This window comes from Streptomyces sp. NPDC028635 (genome assembly GCF_040637635.1).
Classification (GTDB): Bacteria; Actinomycetota; Actinomycetes; order Streptomycetales; family Streptomycetaceae; genus Streptomyces.
Genome location: NZ_JBEZWX010000041.1, coordinates 21,489 through 46,887 on the forward strand (window position 1 = coordinate 21,489; position 25,399 = coordinate 46,887).

A 25,399-nucleotide genomic window follows, 5' to 3' on the forward strand; every position below is an offset into this window, starting at 1 on the left:
GGCGTACCGTTGCATCCGGTTTCCGGCGCCGTCGGCAGGGCGGGCGAGCCTCGGGGCGGCCGCCGGGCATGTCCGGCCCTTCGGCGGGAAGACGTGGGCTCATGAACGGGGGAACGCGAATGGACCCGGTGGATTCGGCGCCTGGCGGTGAAGGTGTGGCCGGCCGTGAGCCGATGCAGGAGATCGTCGCGCTCGACGGAGCCGGCGCGAGCATCGCCGAGGCTCGCCGTCATGCGGCCGGCTTCCTGGCCCGGGTGCAACGGGAGTACGGGCTGCCGGTGTCGGCGCGCGCGATGGACGTGACGCGGCTCGTGGTCAGCGAGTTGGTCACCAACGCCCGCAAGTACGCGCCGGGACCGGTGCTGATGGAGCTGCGGGTCGTCGGCGGCCTCGTGGAGGTGGTCGTCTGGGACAGCGACCCGTCGCTTCCGGTGGCCCGGGCCGCCGATCCGGGCCGGGTGGGCCAGCACGGACTGGAGATCGTGATGGCGGTCGTGCAGGGGTTCGAGGTGCAGCGGGAGCCGCTCGGCAAGCGTGTCACCGCCCGGATCACGCTGGCCGATCCGCCGGAGGAGCGGCTCGGCGGACGTCGCTAGCGTGACCGCCGCCCGACAGTCTGGACGCGTGGACCCGCACCGCTGTTCAGCGGGCTGCCGTGGTCCCGTGCCCGCGCCGGCCCCGGCGGCCATGAGCCGACGGGGCCGGTCGCCCGGGTTCATGCATGGCGTCGGGCCCACAGCGGGGTGACGAAGGCGATCAGGACCGCCGCGACGCCGATCTGGAGGATGTGGCGGATCCAGTCGATGCCGCCGGTGTCCCGTACACCGAAGGCGGTGGCCAGCGCGTTGCCGGCGACTCCGCCGAGGATGCCGAGGATGCTCGTCAGCCACAGCGGGATCGGCTGACGGCCCGGAATGACAAGCTTGGCCAGCAGACCGATGATGAGGCCGGCGACGATGGCCCAGAGGAACGACACGTTCTTTCTCCCTCCCTGTTCACCGGTGAGCTTCACCAGTGAGTTCGTGGATCGTTGGTGCATCTCCCGAATGCCCGCACTGGCGGTCCGTACGCCTGCGCGGTTCGTTCCGCCTCAGACGCCGTCCGCGCGCATGGCCTGGGCGCGCGAGTCGGTGACCGTGAAGTGGTCCCGGGTGCCGGTGAGGGTGAACAGCCGCTCGACGGGCGGGCGGAAGGGGCCGAGCAGGATCAGTTCACGGCCGTCGGCCCGGTGCTGGTGCCACGCCTCGAGCAGGGCGTTGAGCAGTCCGCTGTCGGCGAACGTGACCTGCGACAGATCCACCACGGTCACCGGGCGTGCCGACTCCTCGGCCTCCGCCCAGGCGGCCTGCAGCAGGTCGTCCTCGTCGTAGTCGACCTCGCCACGCACGCTGATCTCGAAGACTCGGTCATGGCAGGTCACCTTCACGGTCGCCCTGTTCTCCCACTGCATCCGTCGTCCTCGTGCCCCTGGTCCGCTCGCGCGACGGCGCGGGTGCCGTCTGCTCCTGTGATCCTCTCCTACCCCGTCCGGGCGATGAGTTGCCTCGCGAAAGAGGTCAGGTGGCGTGGGCCCCGCCGGCGTCGTCGTCCTGGCCCGCCAGGGCGGTGAGGTGACCGAGCGTGCCGGTCTGGCGCAGCAGGCGGTCCAGGACGGAGGAGCGGTCGTCGATACGCAGGACGGAACCGGCGGCGCAGACCCGCCGGTGCACCATGAGCAGCGCCGACAGGCCGACGGAGTCGATCCAGGACAGCCGGGCGCAGCTCAGGCGCACCACGCGCACGTCCGCACACCGGACGAGGTGGTCGGTGACCGTGTCGACCAACTGGTCGCCGGTGTCGAGAAAGAGGTCGCCCTCGACGTCCACGGTCAGCTCGTGGGACCGGTGGGTGACGGTGAGGCGCAGGGCGGTGGGCGGAAGCTGGGTCATATGTCGCTGAGGGGGCCGGGGACAGGGGGCAGGGCGCGGGTGGCCAGGGCGGCCGTCCCGTCGTGGAGCAGGCGCAGGGCGCGAGGGAAGTCCCGCAGCGGGCCGCCGAGTACGTCGAGAGCGACGACCAGGGAGTGCGGGGGCACCCCCCGTGCGTCGAGGACGTCGGCGGTCCAGGTGAGGAACGTGGTGAAGAGGTCCGCGTCGTCGACGTAGAGCGCGGTGGCCAGGAAGCCCACGATGTGCGCGAGGTCCTCCGCGGTGCGCTCGCGCTGCTCGTCGCTGTAGCCGCGCAGGGCCGGGAAGCGGCTCTCCAGGTCCGTCAGCGTCTGCCGGACGAGACGGCTGCGGGACTGGACGACGAACGTGTACTCCTGGTCGGCCAGGTGCGGCAGGTCGTCCACCGCCTGGCGGGCCGTCGCCGGGTCCGGCGGCAGAAGCCCCTCGTCCAGCACGGCCGCAGCGGCCCGGGCGTCCGCGGCCCAGCGGTCGGCGCCCAGCGCGCGGGCGTAGCGGCCGTCCGGCCCGAAGGCGCGTCCCCCCGCCATGACCGGGACACCGACGGCCTGGCAGGCGGTGACGGCGGCGTGCGCGGCGGGCAGGTGCGTGGGCAGCGAACCCGACAGCAGCACCGCCTGCGAACCCGTGTGGTGCAGATGCGAGACCAGATGCGTGGTGGGTGTCTGCGCCCCGAGGTAGTCCACGTCCCAGCCCCGCAACCGCAGCACTTCGGCGACCAGCCGGGCCGGCAGAGCGTGCCACTCGCCGTCCACGCAGCTCACCGTCACCCGGCCCCGGGCAGGGCCCGGGCGCCCGCCGGACCGGGGCCGGGCGTGCACCAGGGCGGTGATGACCCGTTCGCTGATGGCGGTCGCCGCGTGTTCCTGCGCCACGCTCAGTCGGTCCGCGGCCCACTCGGCGCCCACCCGGTGCTGGACGGCGGCGATCACGTCGAGCAGCAGTGTCTCTTCGTCGATCCCGTCGGCCCGTGCCCGGTGGACCAGATCGACGGCCGCGTACTCGTCGCCGTGCGCCACGGCCTGCCACAACGCGTCCACCAGGATGTCCGTGGCGCTCACCGGGGGAGCGCTCACCCCTTCCTCCTCACCGGCGTCGAGCCCGCGCGGCCCTGACCGCCCACCACCGTCAGCTCCGCCGACCGCGGCGCGCTGATGGCGACCGTGGCGATGTCGTCGTGGCTGCCCGATCCCACCCACTGGGCGGTCAGCATCTGGATCCGCTCGACGACGGCCTCCGCCGGCATGCCCGCGCATTCGGCGAGGGCCCGCTTGAGCCGGTGGTCGCCGAAGAGTTCGTCCCCGAGCGGTCCGCCGCGCGCCTCACTGACCCCGTCGGTGTACAGCACACAGGTCTCCCCGGGGCGCAGGGTCACGTCGGTGCTGACGGAGGTGACCCGGGGCAGGGCCCCGATGAGCGAGCCGTGCGTGTCGGCCTCCTCGACGGTGCCGTCCTGACGGACGATCAGCGGCGCGAGATGGCCCGCACTGGTCAGCCGCAGATCCGCCTTGCCGCCGCGACGGCGGACCGACGCCAGCACCAGGGTGGCGAACCGGGTGTGATGGGAGGACAGCAGCGCCCCGTTGAGCAGGGTCAGCATGCGTGCGTGGTCGTCGGCCAGCGGCAGCAGCGCGTGCAGCGTGTTACGGATCTTGCCGGTGAGCACGGCGGCCTCCAGGCCCTTGCCGGCCACGTCCCCGAGCACCACCAGCGTCTCCTCGGCGGGATCCGCGCCGGGGTGCACGTCGTAGAAGTCACCGCCGATCCGTTCGTTGTCGCGCGCCGGGCGGTAGGCGCCGGCGTAGTCCACGCCGTGCACGCTGCGCAGGGTCGGCGGCAGCAGCTCCCGCATCAGGGTGGTGGTGATGGCGGTCTGTTCGGTGTACAGACGCGCGGCGGACAGGGCCGCCCCGGCGCGGGCGGCGAAGAGGCGCGCGAACAGCTCCTCGTCCTCGCTGAAGGCCCGTTCACGGCCGGACCGGAGGAGGATCAGCGCACCGGCGGGCACGCCGTGCCCCGGCAGCGGGGTGACGATGACGGAACCGATCGGTTCGCCGAAGTCCGGCGGGTGCACCCACTCGGGCAGGACGGCCGGGTCGATCCAGCGCGCCGGAACGGGAGGGAACCCCTGGAGGGCCTCGGCGAGACCGGGCACGCCGTGCGCGTCGACCTGCGCGGTCACCTGCGTCACCGGCCCGCCGCGACGCGCGTACGTCAACGGCAGACGGTGGCCCTGCGGCGGGGCGACGAGCAGCGCGGCCTCGGCGAGATGGTCGGTGGCCATCCGCGCCGTCATCTCCATGCAGCGCGTCAGGTTCAGCGTCGACAGCAGCTGGCCGGCCACGTCGGACAGCAACGCGGACCGCCGCCGGGCGTCGGCCAGGGCGCTCTCGGCGATCCGCCGGTCGGTGTCGTCGACGAGCCACCACGCCACACAACCGTCGTCCGACACCGTCGGATGGGCCTCGAAGTGGCGGTCCGCGACGGCCCCGTGGGCCGTCGGCGTGCCGAGCCGGGTCCCGGTGGCGAGCCGGGTGTGCGCATCGGCCAGCCAGGACGGTGCCGTGTCGCGCCATCGGTCGCCGACGGCGGCCCGCGGCCACAACATCCGCGCGGCGTCGTTGAGTTCCACCACACCGCCGTCCCGGTCCGTGACGATCACCGGGAAGGGGGACAGGTCCCAGGCCGCGCCGCCATGGACCACGGCGCCGGAAGGATGGGCGGGGGTGCCGCTGGCATCGAACACACGCGGGGGCGCGCCATCGGCGCGCCCCACCACCTCTCTACGACAGAAAACAGATGTCCTCCGGCAACAGTCCCGCATGAGGCCCTGCGACGCAAGCGGCTCGGCGAACGGTCCGCGCGCCGGCAGCCCCGTGCCGACGGCCCCTGCGCGGCCGCCCGGTTCGCGCGGCTGCGAGCCGCCTCGGGCCGACGGCAGTACCTCCAGCGGGCGTCCGGGGCCGTCCTGCCGCCGGTCTGACGGCCGGTCAGAGATCGCCGCCGCGCGCCGCGCCCTGCTCCTCCGTCCTCGCCCCGTCGGTCGCGAGCGAACCGCCCGCGCTCTCCAGGTGGGCGCGCACGAACCACTGGAACTGCTCCAGGTCCCGGAGCTGCTCGATGAGGAGGTCCTCCGTGGCCGGGTCGATCTCGCCGGCCTCCTTGACCGCGGCGCGGACGCCCTCGATCACGCCCGTGTAGACGACGTCGAGCGCGCCGAGGTGGGCGAGCGCGTCGGCGCGGCCGATCGAGTAGTCGTCCCACGTGCGCTCGGCGACCAGCGCGCCGGGCGTGCCCTGGGCGACGCCGCCGAGCGCCGCGATGCGCTCGGCCACGTCGTCGGCCATGTCGCGCACCCGGTCGACCTGCGGGTCGACCATCTCGTGCACGGCGATGAAGTGCGGGCCGACCACGTTCCAGTGGATGTGCTTGAGCGTGAGGTGCAGGTCGTTGAGCGCGTGCAGGCGCAGGCGGAGGAGGCCGATGAGGCGGCCGGCGGCCTCGCGCTCGATGCCGGGAACCGTGTAGCGGGGGGTCAGATCCTTGGGCACGTGGAACTCCTTCGTCGTGCGGTGTCGTGCACAGGGCCGGTGCGGCCGCGCCGGACCGGCCCAAGATCGTGTTGCATTCCTCTGCCCCGTTCTTCGCGATCCATGACTCCCCCGGATGCGCGGCGCCGCCGGGATGCCGGAGGGTGCCGGCGGGACGGGGGAGCGCGGGGCGTACGGCGAACGGCCGAAGGGAAGACCACTCGCACGGGCGACGGATGCGGTGAGTGAATCGAGGCACACGGACAGTGCGCGCGTGTGGCCGCCTGCCCTCCTCCTCCGAGCAGCCGGTGTCCCGTCCGCGCCGCGGTCCGGCGCCGACCGATCCTGCCCACGACCGGGTCGGCGCCGGATCACCAGCCCCGCCGGGCCCCCGGGCACGCTCCCGCGGCCCCGGCTCACCCCGCTCCGCCGTGACCAGGGAGCCCGGGTTGGACCCGTGAGGCGGGGGCACTCGGCAGCGGCCGGTCGCACGACCGGCCTTCCATACCCCTTGGAGGCGCACGTGGCCGTACGTCACCGTCTGATCAACGCCCGTCCCGGCGACGTGTGGGAGGTGCTGGCCGACGGCGAAACCTATCCGCGCTGGGTGGTGGGGCCGTGCGCCGCGGAGCCGGTACGCGGCCAGTGGCCGCACAAGGACGCGGCGATCCGCTACGAAATCCCCCTCGGCCCGCTGCGCCTGTCCAACGAGACGATCGTGCGCCGCTGCGAGGAGGGCGCCGCGCTGGAACTGGAGGCCAACGCGGGCCCGCTGGGCACGGCGCGCATCGCGATCGAACTGCGTCCGTGGGGCGACGGGTGCCTGGTCATCGTCGACGAGCATCCCCTGCAAGGGGCGGGCGGCCTGCTGCACAACGCGGGCTTCGAGGTCCTGATCCAGGTGCGCCACCGCGCCATGCTCGCCCGCCTCGCCAAGCTCTGCGAGGCCCGGGCCCGGGGCGAGGAACGCGGCGGTGCGGGCGACCTGGCCGCAGCCTCCCCTTCGCACGGGTCGGGTCATGCCTGACGCGGTGGTGATCGGCGCCGGGCCCAACGGGCTGGTGGCCGCCAACGTCCTGGCCGACGCCGGGTGGAACGTGCACGTCCTGGAGGAGCAGCCGGAACCCGGCGGCGCCGTGCGCCACGACCGGGGTGTGCACCCGGACTTCGTGAACGACCTCTTCAGCTCCTTCTACCCGCTCGCCGCCGCGTCGCCCGTCCTGGCCGGGCTGCGGCTGCACGAACACGGACTGCGCTGGAGCCACGCGCCCAGCGTCGTCGCCCATCCGCTCACCGACGGCCGCTGCGCCGTCCTCGACCGGAACCTGGACACCACCGCCGCCTCCCTCGACGGCTTCGCGCCGGGCGACGGCGCCGCCTGGCGGCACCTGCACGACCTGTGGGAGAGCCTGCAGCCCGATCTGCTGGACGCCCTGTTCACCCCCTTCCCGCCGGTGCGCGCCACAGCCCGGCTCGCCCTCCGGCTCCGTGCGGCCGGCGGCCTGCGGACGGCGCGCTCCCTGCTGCTGCCGGTGCGCAGGATGGGGGAGGAGGAGTTCCGCGGCGAGGGCGGCCGGCTGCTGCTGGCCGGCAACGCGCTGCACGCCGACCTCGCCCCCGAGTCGGCCGGCAGCGGGGGATTCGGCTGGCTGATGGCCATGCTGGGCCAGAGTCACGGCTTTCCCGTCCCCGTCGGCGGCTCCGGCGCCCTGACCCGGGCCCTCGCCGCCCGACTGCGGGTGCGCGGCGGGCAGGTGCGCTGCGGGCAACGCGTCACGGAGGTCGTCGTGCGCGGCGGGCGGGCCGTCGGCGTACGCACCGCTGACGGCGAGGCCGTCGGCGCGCGCCGGGCGGTGCTGGCGGACGTGTCGGTTCCCGCGCTGTACGGCGGACTGGTCCCCGCCGAACATCTGCCCACGCAGCTCATGAACGACCTCAAGCGCTTCCAGTGGGACTTCGCCACCTTCAAGGTGGACTGGGCCCTCGACGGCCCCGTCCCCTGGCAGGCCGAGCATGCCTCGCGGGCCGGGACGGTGCACCTGGCGGACGGAGTGGACGAACTCACCCGGTTCGCCGCCCAGATCGCCATGCGGGAGGTGCCGGACCGGCCCTTCCTGCTGTTCGGCCAGATGACCACCTCGGACGCCACCCGGTCCCCGCGCGGCACCGAGTCCGCTTGGGCGTACACCCACATCCCCCACGACGTCCGCGCCGACGCCGGTGACGAGGGCATCACCGGGCAGTGGAACGCCAAGGAGCAGGAGCTCATGGCCGACCGCATGGAACGCCAGGTGGAGCGCTTCGCACCGGGCTTTCGCTCGCTGATCCGCGCCCGGCGCGTCCTCGCGCCCCCGACCCTGCAGTCGCTCGACGCCAACCTCGTCGGTGGTGCCATCAACGGCGGCACCACCGCACTGCACCAGCAGCTCTTCTTCCGGCCTCTGCCCGGCACCGGACGCCCCGAGACACCGGTCCCCGGCCTGTATCTGGCCTCCTCCGGAGCCCACCCCGGAGGGGGAGTGCACGGCGCCCCCGGCGCCAACGCCGCACGGGCCGCGCTGCGCCGCCACCGCCCACCGGGACGCGCCGCGCTGCAGCGGCTCCTCGCACGCCGCGACCGCACCGGCGCCCCACGCTGACCGTCCGCCGCCGATGCCACGGACCGCCCTGGAGGACCCCATGACCGAGCACCCGCACGGCCCCGACGGCCACCACCGCCGCCCCGACGGCGTCACCGACAAGACCGTCGAGGCCCTCGGCGCGCTCTCCAAGGCCCTGGAGACCACCGAACGCGCCAGAGGCCGCCTGTACGACTTCCACCAGCTGACCGGCACCGCCGACTTCCAGCTGGACCGCGCGGTGGAACTCCTGCACGAGGCGGGCCACCCGGAGTGGGCGGAGAAGATCCGCACGGAGATCCTGGGCCGCAACGTCATCCCCGGACACTGGACGTTCCAGATCGTCGAGGCCTACAACGCCACCTACTACCGGCCCTTCCAGCAGTTGGAGGCGAGCGCCGTGCAGGAACTCGCGCAGGGCCGCGACCACCTGCTGGAGGCGGAGCTGAAGGAGGACCGCCGCACACCCGGCCACCCGCACCACACGGCTCGACCGCCCGAGCCGGAGGCATGACCGGCGGCGAAGGCATGCGACCCGGGCGTCTCCGGCGGGGCCGCCCTGTGCGGCGGTGGACGGGCCCTTCCACCACCCTCGCCCTGGCCACCGCCCCAGCCCTGGCCACCGCCCTAGCCCCGGCCACCGCCCTGGCCCCGGTCACCGCCCTCGCGCCGGCCGGGCCGCATCCGGTGGAGCCCGTGACCGGGAAGCAGGGGCGGGAGCCGTGAACATCCGGGAAGGAAGGCCACCGATGGACAGCAGCCCGCTCGCCGGCCGGACGGTGGTGGTGACCGGCGCCGCCCGCGGGCTCGGCGCCGCCCTCGCACGGGAGGCCGCCCGGCGGGGCGCCCGGGTCGCCGCGCTCGGCCATGAGCGGGACGCCCTGGAGGCGCTCGCGGCGTCCCTGCCCGGCCCGGCGCTCGCCCTGGAGGCCGACGTCACCGACCCGCAGGCGCTCACGGCGGCCGCCCGTACCGTACGCGCCCGCCTCGGACCTGCCTCGGTCGTCGTCGCGAACGCCGGTATCGCCGAGGGCGGCCCGTTCCTCGCGTCGGACCCCGTGTCCTGGCGCCGTGTGGTCGAGGTGGACCTCGTCGGCAGCGCGTACACGGCCCGCGCCTTCCTGCCCGACCTGCTGGCCACGGCGGGCCACTACCTCCAGGTGGCCTCCCTCGCCTCGCTCGGCGCCGCCCCCCTGATGAGCGCCTACTGCGCGGCCAAAGCCGGCGCGGAGGCCTTCGCCCACAGCCTGCGCGCCGAGGTCGCCCACCACGGCGTGAGCGTGGGCATCGCCTATCTCAACTGGCTCGACACCGACATGGTGCGCGACGCCGACCGGTACGCCGTGCTGCGCGAGCTGCGCGCGCACATGCCGCCGCCGGCCCGCCGGGTCTCCAGCGCGCAGGTGGCCGCCGCGCGGCTGATCCGGGCCGTGGAGCGCCGCCGTACCGCCGTCTACCTGCCGGCCTGGCTGCGCCTGGTGCAGCCGGTGCGCGCCGCCCTGCCGCCGGTCGTGGCGCGTGTCGCCCGCCGCGAACTGCCCCGGCTGGAGGCCGAGGCGCCCTTCCAGGACACCGGCCCGCTCGGCGCGGGCGGCCTGGCCGACCGGGCGGCGCGCGGGCCGGGCGGCTGACCTCTGCGACACCTCGGAAGAAGGGACATGCCATGGCACACGAGAAGAAGAAGTCCGACGACCGGCTCGACAAGGGCGACGAGGTCACCTGGAAGAGCCACGGCAGCAGTACGGAAGGCACGGTGGAACGCGAGATCACCCGCCGGACGAAGGCCGCCGGCCGCACGGTGGACGCCTCCCCGGACGACCCGCAGTACGAGGTGCGCAGCGAGAAGTCCGGCAGGACGGCGGTGCACAAGCCGTCCGCGCTGCACAAGAAGAAGCGCTGAGAGAAGGACCCGCGGAGGCAGGCCGTGCAGACGTTCCTGACCAGCCCCGACTTCCGGGAGTCGGCGCACGACCTCGACCGGCGCCGGCTCGGCAAACAGCGCGTCGAGGCCCTCCAGGTCCTGCGCGGTCTGACGGTGCCCGGCTACGGCTGGCGCCGCCACCCCGCCGTACGGATGTGGACGGGCTACGAGGAAGCGCTGGTGCGCTACGGCCTGGAGATCTGCCGGGTGTGGCGGGAGCTGGGCCACCAGGACAGCTGCGCCGCCTCCCTGGTCGCCGGTCTCGCCGCGCGGCGCCCCGGTGCCCCCGTGCGTGGTCAGGAGGACCTGGCCAGGGCGGGAGAGCTGCCGCCGTGGCTGGGGGACGCCGCCTTCCACCGCAGCCACCAGTCCGCCCTGGTGCGCAAGGCCCCCGAGGTCTACGCCGCCCGCTTTCCCGGCGTACCCGACGACCTGCCGTACGTCTGGCCGGCCTCCGACCGCGAGGCACCGGCCGGCTGAGAAGGCGCGCGGTGTCACCCGACCGCCGCGGGCGGCGGGCGCATCCGACCGGTAGCCGGTCAGCGTAGAGACCGCACAGGTACCTGCGACGGCGACCGGCGAAGGCGGGCTCATGCACGACGACCACCCCACCACCCCACGGAGCGGTGCGGCGAGCCGTGAACCGCTCCTCTGCCTGGTGACCGGCGCCAGCGGCTACATCGGCGGCCGTCTCGTGCCGGAACTGCTGGACGCGGGCCACCGGGTGCGCTGCCTGGTCCGCACGCCCCGCAAGCTGCGCGACCATCCCTGGGCGGACCGGGTGGAGATCGTCCCCGGCGACGTCACCGACGCCGACTCCGTGGCAGGGGCCATGGCGGGCGTGGACGTCGCCTACTACCTCGTGCACGCGCTCGGCAGCGGCCGTGACTTCGAACGGGCCGACCGGGCGGCGGCCGGCGTCTTCGGCGAGCAGGCCCGCCGGGCCGGCGTGCGCCGCCTCGTGTACCTCGGCGGCCTGACCCCGCACGGCGTCCCCGAGGCACGTCTGTCCCCGCATCTGCGCTCCCGGGCCGAAGTCGGCCGCATCCTCCTCGGCTCGGGCGTGCCGACCGCCGTGCTGCGCGCCGCCGTCGTCATCGGCTCCGGCTCGGCCAGCTTCGAGATGCTGCGGTACCTGACGGAGCGGCTGCCGGTGATGGTGACACCGCGCTGGGTGCACACCCGCATCCAGCCGATCGCCGTCCGGGACGTACTGCGGATCCTGGTGGGCTGCGCGGGACTGCCGCAGGACGTCAGCCGCACCTTCGACATCGGCGGGCCCGACGTCCTCACCTATCTGGAGATGATGCAGGGGTACGCGGCCGTCGCCGGACTGCCCCGCAGGCTCGTCGTCCCGGTGCCCGTGCTCACGCCCGGCCTGTCCAGCCACTGGGTCGGCCTGGTCACCCCGGTGCCGGCCTCCATCGCGCGTCCGCTGACGGAGTCCCTGCGCCACGAGGTGGTCTGCCGCGAGAACGACATCGAACGGTACGTGCCCTGCCCGCCCGGACACCCCCTGCGTTTCGACCGGGCCGTCGCCCTGGCCCTGGAAAGGGTGCGTGAGGCGCAGGTCAGCACCCGTTGGTCCTCGGCCTCCGTGCCGGGCGCGCCCAGCGACCCGCTGCCGACCGACCCGGACTGGGCCGGCGGCAGCCTCTACACCGACGTACGGGAACGCGTCGCGGACGTGGCACCGGACGCGCTGTGGCGGGTCGTCGAGGGGATCGGCGGGGAGAACGGCTGGTACTCCTTCCCGCTCGCGTGGGCGGTGCGCGGCTGGCTCGACCGGCTCGTCGGCGGTGTCGGTCTGCGCCGGGGGCGGCGGGACGCACGGCGGCTGCGGGTGGGCGACTCGCTGGACTTCTGGCGGGTCGAGGAGATCGAACGCGGCCGGCTGCTGCGGCTGCGCGCCGAGATGCGGCTGCCCGGACTGGCCTGGCTGGAGATGCGCGTGGACGGCGACGGCGGCGGGCCCGTCCGGTACCGGCAGCGGGCGCTGTTCCACCCCCGCGGCCTGCTCGGCCATCTGTACTGGTGGAGCGTGTCGCCCTTCCACGCCGTCGTCTTCGGCGGCATGGCCCGCAACATCGTGCGCGCCGCGGGCCGCGCCCGGGACGAGCAGGCGCGGTCCTCCCACACCTCCGCCGCCCCCGCGCCGGGCGCCGACAGCGCATCCGGATCCGCCGCCGCTCGGGGTGACGGCGGCGCATCCGCACCCGCCGCCCGAGCGGAAGACAGCTACGACCGCCGTCACCCACCGCGGGGGAGCTGACACCCATGCACGTCTCGGTCGTCCTGTTCACCTCCGATCTGCGCCTGCACGACCATCCGCCGCTGCGGGCGGCGCTGGAGGCCGCCGACGCGGTCGTCCCGCTCTTCGTGCGCGACCGGGCGGTGGCGGCCGCCGGATTCTCCGCGCCCAACCGCAGCGCCTTCCTCGCCGACTGCCTGGCCGACCTGGACGCCTCCCTGCGCGAGCGCGGCGGACGGCTCGTCGTGCGCTCCGGCGACCTGGTGGAGGAGGTGTGCCGCGCGGTGACCGAGGCGGACGCCGACGAGGTGCACATGGCGGCTGCGCACAGCGCCTTCGCCACCCGCCGCGAGGACCGGCTGCGCCGCGCCCTGGAGGCGTGCGGCCGCCGCCTGTTCGTGCACGACGCGGTCACCGTGGCCGTGCCGCCGGGGGAGGTGACGCCGTCCTCGTCGGACCACTTCGCCGTCTTCACGCCGTACCACCGGCAGTGGGCGCAGGTGCGTCTGCGGGCCGTCGCCACCGCCCCGCGCCGGGTGCCGGTCCCCGACCAGGTGCACGGCGAGCCGCTGCCCGCCCGCGGCGAGGTGAGCGGCGTCTCGCCCGCGCTGGCGCGCGGCGGCGAGAGCGAGGGCCGCAAGCGGGTGGCCGCGTACTGGCGGCGCGGCCTGGACGCCTACGACGACACACGGGACGACCTGGCCGCCGACACCACCTCCCGGCTCTCCGCCCATCTGCACTTCGGCACCCTGTCCGCGGTGGAACTGGTCCACCGGGCCCGGCGGCGCGGCGGACCCGGCGCCGAGGCGCTGGTACGGCAGCTCGCCTGGCGCGACTTCCACCGCCAGGTGCTCGCCGCCCGCCCCGCCGCAGCCCGCGCCGACTACCGCACCAAGCACGACCGCTGGCGTTCCCGGCGTACCGCGCGGGCCGACATCGAGGCATGGCAGGAGGGCCGCACCGGCTACCCGGTGATCGACGCGGCGATGCGGCAGCTGCGCCACGAGGGCTGGATGCACAACCGGGCCCGGCTGCTGACCGCGAGCTTCCTCGCCAAGACGCTGTACGTCGACTGGCGCATCGGCGCCGCCCACTTCCTGCACTGGCTGGTCGACGGCGACGTGGCCAACAACCAGCTCAACTGGCAGTGGATGGCCGGCACCGGCACCGACACCCGGCCGAACCGGGTCCTCAACCCCGTCACCCAGGCCAAGCGGTACGACCCGGACGGCACCTACGTCTGTCGCTGGGTGCCCGAACTGCGCGGCCTAGACGCCCCGGCGCTGCACGAGCCGTGGAACCTGCCCGCCTCCGAGCGGGCGGCCCTCGACTACCCCGACCCGGTGGTGCGGCTGCCGGAGGGCCTGGAGCGGTTCCGCCAGGCCCGTGGCAAGCAGGAATGAGGCGGCGGGATGAGCGGCCCTCACTGGCTCTTCGGCGATCAGCTCGGCCCGCACTTCCTCACCCCCGGCGCCGAGGGGCCCGCCCGTGACGCCCCGGTGGTGATGATCGAGGCCCTCTCGGTGCTGCGCCGCCGCCGGTTCCACCGGGCCAAGGCGCACCTGGTGCTCTCCGCCATGCGTCACCGGGCCGCCGAGCTGGGCGACCGGGTGCGCTACGTCCGGGCCGAGACGTACCGCCAGGGTCTGCGGGAGGCGCTGCCCGACGCCCCGGTCACCGTCCACCACCCCACCTCGCGCGCCGCACTGCGTCTTGTGCGTTCCCTGGACGGCGTGCGGGTGCTGCCGGCGCGGGGCTTCCTCGTGACACACGACGCCTTTCGCGACTGGGCCGCGGGGCGCGGCGGACGCCGACTGCGGCAGGAGGACTTCTACCACTGGGTGCGCGAGGGGAAGGACCTGCTGCTGGACGGCGGCGCACCGGCGGGCGGCCGCTGGAACCACGACGACGCCAACCGCGAGCCCCCGCCCAGGGGTGCCCCGGTGCTCGGCGCGCCCCGCCCCTACCGGCCCCGCGAGGACGACATCGACGAGCAGGTCCGCGCCGACCTCGACCGCTGGGAACGCGAGGAGGGCATCCGCTTCGTCGGCCGTGACGGGCCCCGTCTCTTCCCCGCGTCCCGCCGTGAGGCCCTGGCGGCGCTGCGCCGCTTCCTGGACCACCGGCTCGCGGGGTTCGGCCCGCACGAGGACGCGATGCTCGCGGCCGACCCGGTGATGAGCCACAGCCTGCTGTCCTCCTCCCTCAACCTCGGCCTGCTCGACCCGCTGGAGGTGGTCACCGCGGCCGAGGACGCCTGGCGGGCGGGCCGGGCCCCGGTGCACAGCGTCGAGGGGTTCGTCCGGCAGGTCGCGGGCTGGCGCGAATACGTGTGGCAGCTGTACTGGCACTTCGGCGAGGACTACCGCGAGCGCAACGCCCTGCGCCACCACACCCCACTGCCCGAGTGGTTCCTCGAACTCGACGCCGACGCGGTCACGGCCCGCTGTCTGGCGACCGTCCTCGCACAGGTACGCGACACCGGCTGGACCCATCACATCCCGCGCCTGATGGTGCTCGGCAGCTACGCGTTGCAGCGCGGCTGGGACCCGCGCGCGGTGACGGACTGGTTCCACCGCTGCTTCGTCGACGGCTACGACTGGGTGATGCTGCCCAATGTCACCGGCATGTCGCAGTACGCCGACGGCGGGCTGATGACCACCAAGCCGTACACCTCGGCAGGCGCCTACATCCACCGCATGAGCGACCTGTGCGAGGGCTGCGCCTATCGTCCCGGCGACCGCACCGGTGAGCGGGCCTGCCCGTACACCACCGGGTACTGGTCGTTCGCCCACCGCCACCGTGCCGTCCTCGCGGGGAACCGGCGTACCCAGTGGGCCGCGCGGGGGCTGGACCGTCTGGGTGACCTCGACGCGGTGCTGCGCGCCGACCGGCGGTGGGACGGCCGCCCGCCCTGACGGCCGCCCTCCTCACCGCTCATCCGGACCGCTGGTCGCCGCCGGCCGGGTACAGACGGCTCAGCGCCTCGACGGCGTCCCGCAGGCCGGAGCAGCGCGTGAAGCCGGCGCACGCCCGCCGGTCCCAGCCGGGCCCGACCGGCAGCACCACGGGACGCCGGCGCGCTCCCGCGGCGCCCCATTCGAGCCCGGCCACATGACGGGCCAGCGGCATCGACGCCGTGGAGCGGGTCTGCGACCACAGGACGATCGCGGCGGCACCGGTGCGCCGCACACAGGCCAGCAGGGCCTCGGCGGGCACTGCGGCGCCCAGCATCCTGGTCGGCACCCCGCGCTCGCCGAGCGCCGCGGTCAGCGCCTCCAGCGCCAGCGAGTGCTGCTCACCGGGCGTACAGGCGAGGACCACGGGCGGGGCCCCGGTACGCGGTGCGGCACGCGGCAGCAGCAGGGGGGCGCTGCGCAGGGTGCTGGAGATGTGCCACGACAGCAGGTGCTCGACCTCCACATAGCGGTCCCCGGACGACTCCCACTTCCGGCCCACGGCACGCAGCGTGGGCATCATCACCTCCTCCCAGGCCACGGCGAGGCCGTGCTGTCCGACGCTCTCCGCCAGCCGGCGCTCCAGCTCCGGCGCGTCCAGCCGCACCGCGGCCCGGGCGAGGCCCCGGCACTCCTGGCGCACGTCCCCGAGCGGCAGCCCGCTGCCGGCGCCGCCCGCGCGGGCAGCCGGACGAGCCGGAGGGGGAGCGGGAGGCGGAGCACCCTCCGGTGCCGGAGGCGCCTTCGAGGAACGTGCGGCGTCCGCCGGCGCGGGGGAGTCCTCCCCCGCGAAGCGCTGCCGGGCCACCCGTGCCGCCTCGGCGGGCGGGGCGCCCGCCGCCGTCAGCCGGCACATCTCCTCCACCATCGCGATGTCCCGCGGCGCCCAGCGGCGGTGCCGGCCCTGAGCATGCAGGGCCGGGCCGAGTCCGTAGCGCCGGTCCCAGGAGCGCAGGGTCGTCGGGGACACGCCCAGCCGACGGGCGAGGGCACCGGTCGTGACCGCCGCGGCGGACGACGGGTGCGCCGGGCCGGCCCCGTCGGCACCGGGCGCGCCGGTGCCGGGGCTGACCGGTGAGTCGACTTCGCCGGGCACGTCATCCCCTCCCTCTTCCTCGGGGCGTCCTCGGAACGTCCTGGGAACGTCTTCGGAACGTCCTCGGAACGGACCCCCGGGCGGTGGCCCGTCCCTCGATCGATGCGCTTTCGATGCAAGTTGTCTCCATGGTGCCCGCCCGCGCAGGCTGAAGCAAGACACAGGGCATCCGCCCGGCGGCTTCGCACAGGAGGCTCGACATGGACCGGCTCCCCTCAGCGCCCGGCACGACCGCGGTGCTCGATCCCGGCGACCGGGACGCCGGAGACGCCTGGACCCTGCTGCACCGGCAGTGGTCGGGGCTCGTGCACGGCCTGGCCCGGCAGGCGCTCGGGGATCCCCGGGAAGCGGAGGACGTGACACAGCAGGTGTTCACCGCCGCCTGGCGCGGCCGCAACGGGTACGCCCCCGAGCGCGGATCCTTCCCCGCGTGGCTGGTCGGCATCACCCGCCGCAAAGTGGCGGACGCCCTGGCCGCCCGTACCCGGCGGGCGGAGCTGGTCGCGGCGGCCGCCGGACTCGTGCCGCTGCCGGAGGACCGGCCGGGCGACGACCCTGAGGCCGCTTTGGACCGGCTGGTCGTCGGGCAGGCGCTGGAACGGCTCAGCGAGCCGCAGCGACGGGTGCTGCGGCTGGCGTTCTACCAGGACCTCACACAGACGCAGATCGCCGGCGTCACCGGCTGGCCGCTGGGCACGGTCAAGAGCCACACCCGACGCGGCCTTGACCGCTTGCGCAGCACCCTGATGGCCGAGGGGGTGTCGTCCCGCTGAGGCGGGCGACACGAATCGACGCACTATCGCTGCGACTGGCGCGCGGAGCTCACGGTGCCCGCGCCGACTGGCCCGGCACCACGTCGAGGCGCAGCCGGGAAGCCTCCTCTCCGGCCGGTACGACCGCGAAGGTCGCCTCGAGCCAGGTGCGCAGCGGGGCGGCCGGCACGTAGAGGACCGCGGCGCCGCCCGCGCCGCGCAGTATGACGCGGAGCATCGTGGTGCTGTGGCACCGGCAGGGTGGCCGGACCCGCACCGCCCCTTCACCGGCGGGAGAACGCAGGCCGGTGTGCAGGAGGCCGCGGGAGACGAACCAGGGAGGCACGGAGCCGGCATCGACGGGGAACGTCATGCGCACGGCCCGCGGCTCACCTGCGTCGTAGTCGAAACGGACGTCGAGCGGGATCGCGTCGGACCCGGTGACGACGAGGGCGGTCACCGTGAGGTGGTGGAACGCCGGGCGCGGGCCGGGCCGCGCCCCGCCCGGGGGTCTCTGGCCCGGGCCGGATCGGGTGCCGCCGGAGGGCGTCTGCGGGTCGTGCATCGTGCCTCCAAGGGAGTGCCGCCACCGCACCCCTTGCTTCGCGTCGACGCCATGGACCGGATGCACCTGACCCGGCCCGGATCGACACCAAACCGAACCGTTCCATATCTGGACAAAGTCGTCGTCGGCTACATAGCTTGAGTGCCACCTCTGCCGGGTGCACGACGTACGACACCCCGGACGGCCCGTTCAGCCGCGGCTGCCGTCGCCGCCGGGCGACCCGCCATGGGGAGGACCCAGTGAACTGGCTCGACCTTGCCGCCTGCCGCTTCGAGGACCCCGAACTCTTCTTCCCGCTCACCGAGGACGGGGCGTCCCTGCCCCAGATCGAGCGGGCCCTGCGGATATGTCACGGCTGCCCCGTCATCCGGGAGTGCCGCACCTCCGCCGTCCGGCACGGCGAGAGCGACGGCGTGTGGGGAGGGATGACGGCCCGTCAGCGCAAGGCCCTCTCCGCGCGGACGGCGGACAGGCGCCCGCGGGGCCCCGCCGACACCGGCTGAGAGGTGTGTCAGTCGGCGGTCAGCGGGTCGTGGCCCCAGTTCATCAACGAGTGACGCCAGCGCGTGTCGGTCACGTCGCCCGACGGGCGCTGCGCGAGATGACGGTGCACGTAACCGTTCACCTTGCGCATGTGCGCGTAGTCCGCCTCCGAGAGGTCATCCCTCTTCTTGCGCAGGATCTCGACGATCCGGCGGCCCGACGCGTGGCCGGTGGACTCGCCGCCCCCCTGGTGCTGCCCCGCCGCCCGGGACTCGTCCGACGCCAGCCATGTCTCCAGCGCGGACGGGGACATGTTGACCACTTTCCGGAACGTGTCGTGCACCTCGCGCCGCTCCTCGTCCTGTGCCATGTCGTCTCCGTCCTTGTTCTCGCGCCCAGGGGCGGGACGCGCGGGATGCGCGGTCCTCCCACCCTGCGCCGGACGCGCGTGATCGGCACCCGGAGGGCAGGGGGCCGCCGGCGGAGCGTGCCCCGTTCTCCCCACAAGACGTCGCACGGCCACCCCCGAACGACGTACGGTGGGCGGTCAGCGAGCCGATGAGGCGCCATGGAGCCGCGGGTCGCACGGATCAGCCGAGGGAGCCGTCACATGGCAGGGCCCAGACACACGGAGCGGGCGGGCGCGTCGCCGAAACGCGCGGTCCCGGCCGAGCTGGTCACCCAGCTCGACGCCATAGGCACCGGCGCCTACGTCGTGGACGCGGAGGGCCGCATCGTCGCCGCCAACGCGCGTGCCGCGGGATTGCTCGCCCTGTCCGTGGAGGATCTGCTGGGCCAGGACGCGCACGACCTGCTCCACCGCGACCTGCACGGGCAGCCGATCGCCAGGACGCAGTGCGCCATGCGGCACGCCTTCCTCGAGGGGTGCCCGGCGCAGGCGGAGCGCGACTACTTCGCCCGCGGGGACGGCGTGCTGCTGCCGATCGGCTGGCACATCACGCCGTACTACCTCGACGAGGAGCTGACCGGGACGCTGGTCATCTTCCACGCCTCGGGCCGCACCGTGGCGAGCCGACCGGCGGTGGAGGCGCCCGGCGGGTCGCTCTCGGAGCTGGAGCGGCTGGCGCTGCTGGCCGAGACCACCACGCGGCTGACCTCCACCCTCGACGTCGACGAGGCGCTGGACCGGCTGGTGCAGCTGGTCGTGCCCCAGCTGGCGGACTGGGCCGTCATCGACCTGATCACCGAACGCGACGAGGTCTGGCGCAGCGCGGTGGTGCACGGTGACGGCGACCGCCTGACCCATCTCGAGGAGCTCCAGGGCCCCATGCCGCCGGTCCCCGAGGAGTCGCCCATGCCGCTGTCCCGGGCCCTGCGCGGCGTCTCCTCCACCGTCGCCGGTCCGCACACCTACCAGGGTGAGCCGGACTCCGGCATCGCGGTCGAGCAGCGCCGCCTGTTCGAGGCCACCGGCATGCACTCCGCCGCCATCGCGCCCATCCGCAGCACCCGCGAGGTCCTGGGTGCCCTGACCCTCGGACGGGCGGACAATCCCCTGCCTTTCACCACGGCCGACCTGCCGCTGCTCGAGGACATCGCGCGCCGCGCCGGGCTCGCCCTGGACAACGCCCGCCTGTACCAGCGCCAGCGCAAGGTCGCCGAGACGATGCAGAAGCATCTGCTGCCCCAGATGCCGCACGTGCCGCACCTGCGGATGACCGTCCGGTATCTGCCCGCCCCGCACGCCTCGCAGGTCGGCGGCGACTGGTACGACGCCTTCCCGCTGTCGGACGGCGCCACCGCCCTGGCGATCGGGGACGTCGTCGGCCACGACCTGGAGGCCGCGGCGGGCATGGCGCAGGTGCGCAACATGCTCCGGGCCTACGCCTGGTCCCAGCACGAACCCCCCAGTCAGGTCGTGCGACGTCTGGACCGGGCGGTGCAGTACATCACCGAGGTCACCATGGCCACCCTCCTCTTCGCCCGACTGGAACGGGCGGACGCGGGCCACTGGGAGCTGACCTGGACCAACGCCGGTCACCCGCCGCCTTTGCTGCTGAGTCGCGACGGCGTGGCCGAATACCTCACCGGCGCGCACGGCATCCTGCTCGGCACCACCGGCGGCCCCCAGCGCACCGACGCCACGGTGACCCTGCCGCCCGGCAGCACCCTGGTCATGTACACCGACGGCCTGATCGAGGAACGGGGTCACTCCCTCGACGAAGGTCTCCAGCGCCTGCGCCGGCACGCCGCCGCCCTCGCCCACCGCCCGCTCGACTCCTTCACCGACCAGCTGCTGCGTCGTGTCCGCCCGGCCGACAACGACGACGACGTCGCCCTGCTGGCACTGCGCACCCCCCTGCACGGCGAGGACGATCCGACGTGGACGGAGCACCGCTTCTCGGGTGAGTGATCCACCGGGTGCGGGCGGGGCGCGCGCTGACGCTACGCTTGCGCACGTGGTGGGTACCGATCTGCAGACGTTCGCCGTACTCCTCAGGCGGATGAACAGCGAGTTGAGCGAGATCACGCACTCCTTCGCACACGCCCACGATCTGCACCCCACCGATGTACAGGCGCTGATCGTCATCCTCGACGGGCCCGCCGCGGACCCGGTCGCCGCGGAGGGTGAGCGGCGTCCGCCGGTCACACCGCGGATGCTGGGGGAGCACCTGGGGCTGACGTCGGGTGCCGTCACCGCCTGTCTCAACCGGCTGGAGAAGGCCGGTCACATCCGCCGCGTGCGCGAAGCCTCCGACCGGCGCGTGGTGCATCTCTACTACGAACCCAAGGCCCGTGAACTGGCCAGGGCCTTCTTCGCTCCCCTGGCCCGGGTCACTGAATCCGTTCGCGGCGAGTTCACGGAAGAAGAGCTGCAGACGGTCGTGCGTTTCCTCGCGGCGATGAACGGCCGGCTCACCGCCGTCCGGCGACAGGGCCGGTAGAACCCACCTCCCTGACCCGGCCGGTTCCACGTCGGCATATATCTTTACGGTCGAGATACTTCAGCAGTAAGTAATCGCGTCGCTGGATGGGGAGTGAATGAGCACCGTGCGACGACCGGTCCGATGGCTGGTCCCTCTCGTCCTGGTCCTGGTCTGGCTGGGCCTCGGAGGGGCCTTCGGCTCCTACGCCGGCAAACTGGGCGAGGTCTCGACCAACGACCAGGCCGCGTTTCTGCCGCGCAGCGCCGAGTCGACGAAGGTCATCGAACAGCAGAAGGCGTTCCGGCAGAAGGAGACCCTGCCGGCGGTCGTCGTCTGGACCGCCTCCCCGCCGGGCGACATCACACCGGCGCAGCGGGACGCCGCCACCCGGGCCCTGCGGTCACTCACGCATGAGGCGGGCGTGGCCGGGACGCCCTCGCCGGCCCTGCGCTCCCCGGACAGGGCGGCCCTGCAGGGCGTCGTCCCCTTGCGCGTGGATCTCGGAAAGCAACTCCCCGAGGTCCTCGACACGGTGCGCCAGGCCGCCGACGGCGTGCCCGGCACCCGGGTGCAGATCGCCGGGCCGGCCGCCACCCAGGCCGACCTCGGTGACGCGTTCGCCGGCATCGACGGCATCCTGCTGGGTGTGGCGCTCGCCGCCGTGCTGGTCATCCTGCTGCTGGTCTACCGCAGCCTGCTCCTGCCGCTGACGATCATCATCAGCGCCGTCTTCGCGCTCGCCGTGGCCTGTGCCGTCGTCTACGTCCTCGCCGGCCACGGCGTGGTGCGCGTCGACGGTCAGGTCCAGGGGATCCTGTCCATCCTGGTGATCGGCGCGGCCACCGACTACGCGCTGCTCCTGACCGCGCGCTACCGCGAGGAACTCGCGGCCGGGGACGACCGTGCCCGAGCGGCGTGGGCCGCGGTGCGCGGCACCCTCGGGGCGATCACCGCCAGCGCCGCCACCGTCGCGCTCGGACTGCTCGCCCTGCTGATCAGCGACCTGACCAACAACCGTGCCCTCGGCCCGGTCGGCGCGATCGGCATCGCGTGTGCCGTCCTGACGACGCTGACCTTCCTGCCCGCGGTGCTGGCGCTCCTCGGCCGGGCCGCGTTCTGGCCGGCGAGGCCCCGCTCGGCCGACGCCGGCACGGGCGGCCACGGGATCTGGCGGCGCGTCGCCCACCGGGTCGACACCCGGCCGCGGCGCCTGTGGCTCGGCACGCTCGCCCTGCTCGCGGCGGGCGCGGCCTTCTTCCCCGCCCTGCAGTCCAAGGGCGTTCCGCTGAACGAACTGTTCGTCGACGACGCCCCGTCCGTCACCGCGCAGGAAACCCTCGGGCGCCACTTCCCGGGCGGCTCCGGGCAACCGGCCGTGATCATCGCGGACGCCGCACGGCTGGAGGGGGTGACGCGCGCCGCGGCCGGCACGGCCGGTGTCTCCGCCGCGCGCGGCGTCGGCGCCTCGGGACAGCCGTCAGGCGCACCGCTCGTCGTGGACGGCCGCGTGCGGATCGACGCCGTCCTGAGCGACGCACCGGACAGCGACGCGGCCGAGCGGACCGTGCAGCGCCTGCGGGAACGTGTGCACGCGGTCGATCCGGGGTCGCTCGTCGGCGGTCACACCGCCCAGCAGTACGACACCCAGCGCACGGCCGCACACGACCGGGCCCTCATCGTCCCCGTCGTCCTGGGCATCATCCTGGTGATCCTCATCGCCCTGCTGCGGGCGGTCCTGCTCCCCGTCCTGCTGGTCGCCACCGTCGCGCTCACCTACCTGGCCACGCTCGGCGTGGCCGGCCTGGTGTTCCAGCACGGCTTCGGCTTCTCCGGCACGGACGCCTCCGTACCGCTGTACGGGTTCGTGTTCCTGGTCGCGCTGGGCGTCGACTACAACATCTTCCTCATGTCCCGGGTGCGCGAGGAGACGCTCGCTCTCGGCACCCGGCAGGGCGTCCTGCGCGGGCTGATCGCCACCGGAGGCGTCATCACCTCGGCGGGGGTCGTGCTGGCGGCCACCTTCGCCGCCCTCGTCGTCATCCCGCTCGCCTTCCTCGCGCAGATCGCCTTCATCGTGGCCTTCGGCGTCCTCCTCGACACGCTCGTCGTGCGCTCCCTCCTCGTCCCCGCCCTGGTCCGGGACATCGGCCCCGCCGTCTGGTGGCCCAGCCGGCTCCGCGACGAGCGGCCCGGGCAACCGGGTGACGGCGCGCCGGTCGTGCAACCGGTGGACGTGCCTGCGGGGAAGAGGCGGTGAGGGGGGCCACGGCCGGCGGCCGTGGTGGCTCCCCGACCCGAACCGAAGGAGAACGACATGCGTGAGGCCCTCGCCCGTGAAGGACCGCTCGCGGGGCGCGTCGCCGTCGTCACCGGCGCCGCCCGCGGCGTCGGCGAGGCCCTCGCGCGTCGTCTGTCCGAGGACGGCATGCGCCTCGCCCTGCTGGGGCGCGAGGCGGCGACCCTGCGCCGGGCCGCTGCCTCCCTCGCCGGCCCGGCCCTCTGCGTCGAGGCGGACGTGACCGACCAGGCCGCCCTCGACCGTGCCGCACGGCAGGTGGAGGAGCGGCTCGGCCCCGCCTCCGTCGTCGTGGCCAACGCGGGCATCGCCGCCGCCGGCCCGTTCCGTCACACCGAGGCCGATCTGTGGCGGCGCGTCATCGACGTCAACCTCGTCGGATCGGCGAACACCGCCAGGGCCTTCCTGCCGCAGCTCACCCGCAGCCGCGGCTACTTCCTGCAGATCGCCTCCACGGCCGCCTTCGGGTCCGCGCCCCTGATGAGCGCGTACTGCGCCTCCAAAGCGGGCGCGGAGTCCTTCGCGCAGGCGCTGCGGGGCGAGGTCGAACCCGTCGGTGTGGCCGTCGGGATCGCCTATCTGCACTGGACCGGCACCGACATGGTCACCGGCATCGACCAGCACCCGGTCCTCGTGGCGTTGCGCCGGCACCAGCCGTGGTTCGCTCGCCGGGTCCACAGCCCCGCCGAGGTCGCCGACCGGCTCGCCGCAGGCATCACGCACCGCGCCCCGTACGTCTACGCGCCGCCGTGGCTGCGCTGGTGCCTGCCCCTGCGACCGCTCTTCCCCGCCCTGGTGAGCCGCGTCGCACGGCGGGAACTGGGCGAGCGGTCCGCGGACGAGCGGGCGGCCGACGCGGGGGTCCTCGGCGCGGGCGGCCGAGCCGACTGGGAGGCGTACGTGACCGCCACGCGCGCTCACCCCCGTCCCGGCCCGGGGTCGCCCTGAACCGCCGTGTCAGGCCGGGGGCGTGGGCCGTGAGCCTCCTTTCGAGGGGGAGCGGCGCAGAGGAGCCAGCTGGTCGAAGCAGTAGTAGACGGCGAGCACGGCGTGCGTGGCGAGCATGGCGACCGGGCTGACGTAGGCGAGGGCGAGGGTCGCCAGGTAGCACACCCCTCCGACGCCGAAGCGGCCCAGCGCGGCGCGCAGATCCGCCGGTGCGACCGGTGTACGCAGCGCCCGCGCGTCCCGCGTGAAGGACAGCAGGAGCAGGGAGAAGGCGATCCCCATGACGACCATCGTCGCGGCGTAGACCGCGGCGGCGGTGTGCGCGTCGGAGTCCCGCCCGGTCAGATACGTGGCGAGCAGGCGGGTGGGGAACGGGATGACGGACACGGCGAGCAGCAGGAAGAGGTTGGCGAACAGCGTCCGGCGGTCCACCCGGCGGGCCAGGCCGCACAGGGCGTGGTGGTTGATCCAGATGATGCCGATGACCAGGAAGCTGACCAGGTAGGCGAAGTAGGCGGGCCACTGCCCGGCGAGCGCGTGGGCGAGCGACTCGCCGTGCAGGGCGTCCGGCTCCGGCACCCGCAGGTCCAGCACGAGCAGCGTGATGGCGATGGCGAACACGCCGTCGCTGAACGCCTCCAGACGCGCGGTACTGAAGTCGGCCGCGCTGCGGCGCCCGGAGACGCCCGGCTCGGTGGTCATGAAGGCTCCGGAGGGGAGGGGGACGGGGTGGACCTCGCTCCACCCTTCCCGGCCGAAAGCCCGCGGAACCCCCGCGCCGGTGCCCCGTTCACCACTGCCGGCCGGCACGGAAGCGGTGAAGTCGCGCTGCGGGGGTACCGGCAGAGGACGTGTACATGTCTGCCCGGGAGGGGCCGATGGAAGCGGTGAAGCAGTTGCGGCAGCTCAGGACCGTGTACGCCTGGGGCGCGGCCGCCTGGACCGGGTGTCTGCTGCTCACCTTTGCCGGGGAGCGCGGTACGACCCGGCAGACGGTGCTGCTGCTGGGGCTCCTCGCCGCCTTTCTGACCCTGCTGCTGTGGTCGACCTGGTGCCTGTGGGAGACCGGCGCGATGCGCGGGGCGAAGCGGCGCGCCGAGACCGTGAGCGGTAAGGCGTCGCAGGGCGGGGCAGGCGAGAGGTGACCG

Annotated in this window: 27 protein-coding genes; 17 read left to right on the top strand and 10 right to left on the bottom strand. The window is 74.2% G+C overall.

Annotated features, from left to right (window positions below; genetic code table 11):
* Positions 1 to 173 precede the first annotated feature (173 nt).
* A complete protein-coding gene (locus AB0E88_RS30145) occupies positions 174 to 596 on the top strand; it encodes an ATP-binding protein (protein WP_361637262.1) in 423 nt (140 codons plus the stop codon).
* 119 nt (positions 597 to 715) lie between these two features.
* Here AB0E88_RS30145 and AB0E88_RS30150 read toward each other — a convergent pair whose 3' ends face one another.
* The 6 genes from AB0E88_RS30150 to AB0E88_RS30175 form a co-directional block, all read right to left on the bottom strand.
* Entirely contained in the window at positions 716 to 976 is a 261-nt protein-coding gene (locus AB0E88_RS30150; protein WP_361637158.1) for a GlsB/YeaQ/YmgE family stress response membrane protein, read from the bottom strand.
* 114 nt (positions 977 to 1,090) lie between these two features.
* Positions 1,091 to 1,450 (bottom strand): STAS domain-containing protein, encoded by a 360-nt coding sequence (locus tag AB0E88_RS30155; protein WP_361637161.1) that lies wholly within the window; start codon positions 1,448 to 1,450, stop codon positions 1,091 to 1,093.
* Between the two features lie 106 nt (positions 1,451 to 1,556).
* Entirely contained in the window at positions 1,557 to 1,928 is a 372-nt protein-coding gene (locus AB0E88_RS30160; protein WP_361637164.1) for an STAS domain-containing protein, read from the bottom strand.
* Positions 1,925 to 3,022 (bottom strand): cobalamin-dependent protein, encoded by a 1,098-nt coding sequence (locus AB0E88_RS30165; protein WP_361637167.1) that lies wholly within the window; start codon positions 3,020 to 3,022, stop codon positions 1,925 to 1,927. Before AB0E88_RS30165 ends, AB0E88_RS30160 begins: the two co-directional genes overlap by 4 nt.
* Positions 3,019 to 4,608 carry a PP2C family protein-serine/threonine phosphatase gene (locus tag AB0E88_RS30170; RefSeq protein WP_361637265.1) on the bottom strand — a complete coding sequence of 530 codons (1,590 nt, stop codon included), beginning with the start codon at positions 4,606 to 4,608 and terminating at the stop codon, positions 3,019 to 3,021. The genes AB0E88_RS30165 and AB0E88_RS30170 overlap by 4 nt, the downstream gene beginning before the upstream one ends.
* Positions 4,609 to 4,936: 328 nt before the next feature.
* The gene (locus AB0E88_RS30175; protein ID WP_361637170.1) at positions 4,937 to 5,497 is read right to left on the bottom strand and encodes a DNA starvation/stationary phase protection protein; all 561 of its coding nucleotides are present in this window, start codon (positions 5,495 to 5,497) and stop codon (positions 4,937 to 4,939) included.
* A 502-nt stretch (positions 5,498 to 5,999) separates the two neighbouring features.
* Here AB0E88_RS30175 and AB0E88_RS30180 point away from each other — a divergent pair.
* The 9 genes from AB0E88_RS30180 (at position 6,000) to AB0E88_RS30220 (ending at position 15,184) form a co-directional block, all read left to right on the top strand.
* Positions 6,000 to 6,503 carry an SRPBCC family protein gene (locus AB0E88_RS30180; RefSeq protein ID WP_361637172.1) on the top strand — a complete coding sequence of 168 codons (504 nt, stop codon included), beginning with the start codon at positions 6,000 to 6,002 and terminating at the stop codon, positions 6,501 to 6,503.
* Positions 6,496 to 8,115, top strand: coding sequence for an NAD(P)/FAD-dependent oxidoreductase (locus AB0E88_RS30185; RefSeq protein ID WP_361637174.1), 1,620 nt, complete (start codon positions 6,496 to 6,498; stop codon positions 8,113 to 8,115). The genes AB0E88_RS30180 and AB0E88_RS30185 overlap by 8 nt, the downstream gene beginning before the upstream one ends.
* A 40-nt stretch (positions 8,116 to 8,155) precedes the next feature.
* Positions 8,156 to 8,608 carry a hypothetical protein gene (locus AB0E88_RS30190; protein WP_361637177.1) on the top strand — a complete coding sequence of 151 codons (453 nt, stop codon included), beginning with the start codon at positions 8,156 to 8,158 and terminating at the stop codon, positions 8,606 to 8,608.
* Positions 8,609 to 8,843: 235 nt separating this feature from the next.
* A complete protein-coding gene (locus tag AB0E88_RS30195; RefSeq protein ID WP_361637179.1) occupies positions 8,844 to 9,725 on the top strand; it encodes a short-chain dehydrogenase/reductase in 882 nt (293 codons plus the stop codon).
* Positions 9,726 to 9,757: 32 nt separating this feature from the next.
* Positions 9,758 to 9,994, top strand: coding sequence for a DUF2945 domain-containing protein (locus AB0E88_RS30200; protein WP_361637182.1), 237 nt, complete (start codon positions 9,758 to 9,760; stop codon positions 9,992 to 9,994).
* Positions 9,995 to 10,018: 24 nt separating this feature from the next.
* Positions 10,019 to 10,495 carry an MSMEG_6728 family protein gene (locus AB0E88_RS30205; protein WP_361637184.1) on the top strand — a complete coding sequence of 159 codons (477 nt, stop codon included), beginning with the start codon at positions 10,019 to 10,021 and terminating at the stop codon, positions 10,493 to 10,495.
* Between the two features lie 112 nt (positions 10,496 to 10,607).
* Positions 10,608 to 12,287 carry an SDR family oxidoreductase gene (locus AB0E88_RS30210; RefSeq protein ID WP_361637186.1) on the top strand — a complete coding sequence of 560 codons (1,680 nt, stop codon included), beginning with the start codon at positions 10,608 to 10,610 and terminating at the stop codon, positions 12,285 to 12,287.
* A gap of 5 nt (positions 12,288 to 12,292) precedes the next feature.
* Positions 12,293 to 13,669, top strand: a complete 1,377-nt coding sequence (locus AB0E88_RS30215; protein ID WP_361637189.1) for a deoxyribodipyrimidine photo-lyase — start codon at positions 12,293 to 12,295, stop codon at positions 13,667 to 13,669.
* A gap of 9 nt (positions 13,670 to 13,678) precedes the next feature.
* Positions 13,679 to 15,184, top strand: coding sequence for a cryptochrome/photolyase family protein (locus tag AB0E88_RS30220; protein WP_361637192.1), 1,506 nt, complete (start codon positions 13,679 to 13,681; stop codon positions 15,182 to 15,184).
* Positions 15,185 to 15,203: 19 nt separating this feature from the next.
* Here the strand turns inward: AB0E88_RS30220 and AB0E88_RS30225 are convergent, their stop codons facing one another.
* Positions 15,204 to 16,319, bottom strand: a complete 1,116-nt coding sequence (locus AB0E88_RS30225; RefSeq protein WP_361637195.1) for a MerR family transcriptional regulator — start codon at positions 16,317 to 16,319, stop codon at positions 15,204 to 15,206.
* A 200-nt stretch (positions 16,320 to 16,519) separates the two neighbouring features.
* On the opposite strand from AB0E88_RS30225, the gene AB0E88_RS30230 reads away from it, so the two are divergent.
* Positions 16,520 to 17,092, top strand: a complete 573-nt coding sequence (locus tag AB0E88_RS30230) for a sigma-70 family RNA polymerase sigma factor (protein ID WP_361637198.1) — start codon at positions 16,520 to 16,522, stop codon at positions 17,090 to 17,092.
* Positions 17,093 to 17,141: 49 nt separating this feature from the next.
* Here AB0E88_RS30230 and AB0E88_RS30235 read toward each other — a convergent pair whose 3' ends face one another.
* Positions 17,142 to 17,636, bottom strand: a complete 495-nt coding sequence (locus tag AB0E88_RS30235; protein ID WP_361637201.1) for an SsgA family sporulation/cell division regulator — start codon at positions 17,634 to 17,636, stop codon at positions 17,142 to 17,144.
* 239 nt (positions 17,637 to 17,875) lie between these two features.
* Between AB0E88_RS30235 and AB0E88_RS30240 the strand changes: the two genes are divergently transcribed.
* Positions 17,876 to 18,139 (top strand): WhiB family transcriptional regulator, encoded by a 264-nt coding sequence (locus tag AB0E88_RS30240; protein WP_361637204.1) that lies wholly within the window; start codon positions 17,876 to 17,878, stop codon positions 18,137 to 18,139.
* Between the two features lie 8 nt (positions 18,140 to 18,147).
* Here the strand turns inward: AB0E88_RS30240 and AB0E88_RS30245 are convergent, their stop codons facing one another.
* Positions 18,148 to 18,489, bottom strand: a complete 342-nt coding sequence (locus AB0E88_RS30245; RefSeq protein WP_361637206.1) for a DUF3140 domain-containing protein — start codon at positions 18,487 to 18,489, stop codon at positions 18,148 to 18,150.
* A gap of 240 nt (positions 18,490 to 18,729) precedes the next feature.
* Between AB0E88_RS30245 and AB0E88_RS30250 the strand changes: the two genes are divergently transcribed.
* The 4 genes from AB0E88_RS30250 to AB0E88_RS30265 all read left to right on the top strand — a co-directional run bounded on the left by AB0E88_RS30250 (position 18,730) and on the right by AB0E88_RS30265 (position 24,251).
* Positions 18,730 to 20,493: a SpoIIE family protein phosphatase gene (locus AB0E88_RS30250; RefSeq protein ID WP_361637209.1), complete on the top strand. Its 1,764-nt coding sequence runs from the start codon at positions 18,730 to 18,732 to the stop codon at positions 20,491 to 20,493.
* A 91-nt stretch (positions 20,494 to 20,584) separates the two neighbouring features.
* On the top strand, positions 20,585 to 21,025 hold the full coding sequence (locus AB0E88_RS30255) for a MarR family transcriptional regulator (RefSeq protein WP_361637267.1): 441 nt from the start codon (positions 20,585 to 20,587) through the stop codon (positions 21,023 to 21,025).
* A gap of 97 nt (positions 21,026 to 21,122) precedes the next feature.
* Positions 21,123 to 23,264 (top strand): MMPL family transporter, encoded by a 2,142-nt coding sequence (locus AB0E88_RS30260; RefSeq protein ID WP_361637212.1) that lies wholly within the window; start codon positions 21,123 to 21,125, stop codon positions 23,262 to 23,264.
* A 57-nt stretch (positions 23,265 to 23,321) separates the two neighbouring features.
* Entirely contained in the window at positions 23,322 to 24,251 is a 930-nt protein-coding gene (locus AB0E88_RS30265) for an SDR family oxidoreductase (RefSeq protein WP_361637214.1), read from the top strand.
* Between the two features lie 9 nt (positions 24,252 to 24,260).
* Here AB0E88_RS30265 and AB0E88_RS30270 read toward each other — a convergent pair whose 3' ends face one another.
* Positions 24,261 to 24,953, bottom strand: a complete 693-nt coding sequence (locus AB0E88_RS30270) for a TMEM175 family protein (RefSeq protein ID WP_361637217.1) — start codon at positions 24,951 to 24,953, stop codon at positions 24,261 to 24,263.
* A gap of 155 nt (positions 24,954 to 25,108) precedes the next feature.
* On the opposite strand from AB0E88_RS30270, the gene AB0E88_RS30275 reads away from it, so the two are divergent.
* On the top strand, positions 25,109 to 25,396 hold the full coding sequence (locus tag AB0E88_RS30275; protein ID WP_361637219.1) for a hypothetical protein: 288 nt from the start codon (positions 25,109 to 25,111) through the stop codon (positions 25,394 to 25,396).
* The last annotated feature ends 3 nt before the right edge of the window (positions 25,397 to 25,399 follow it).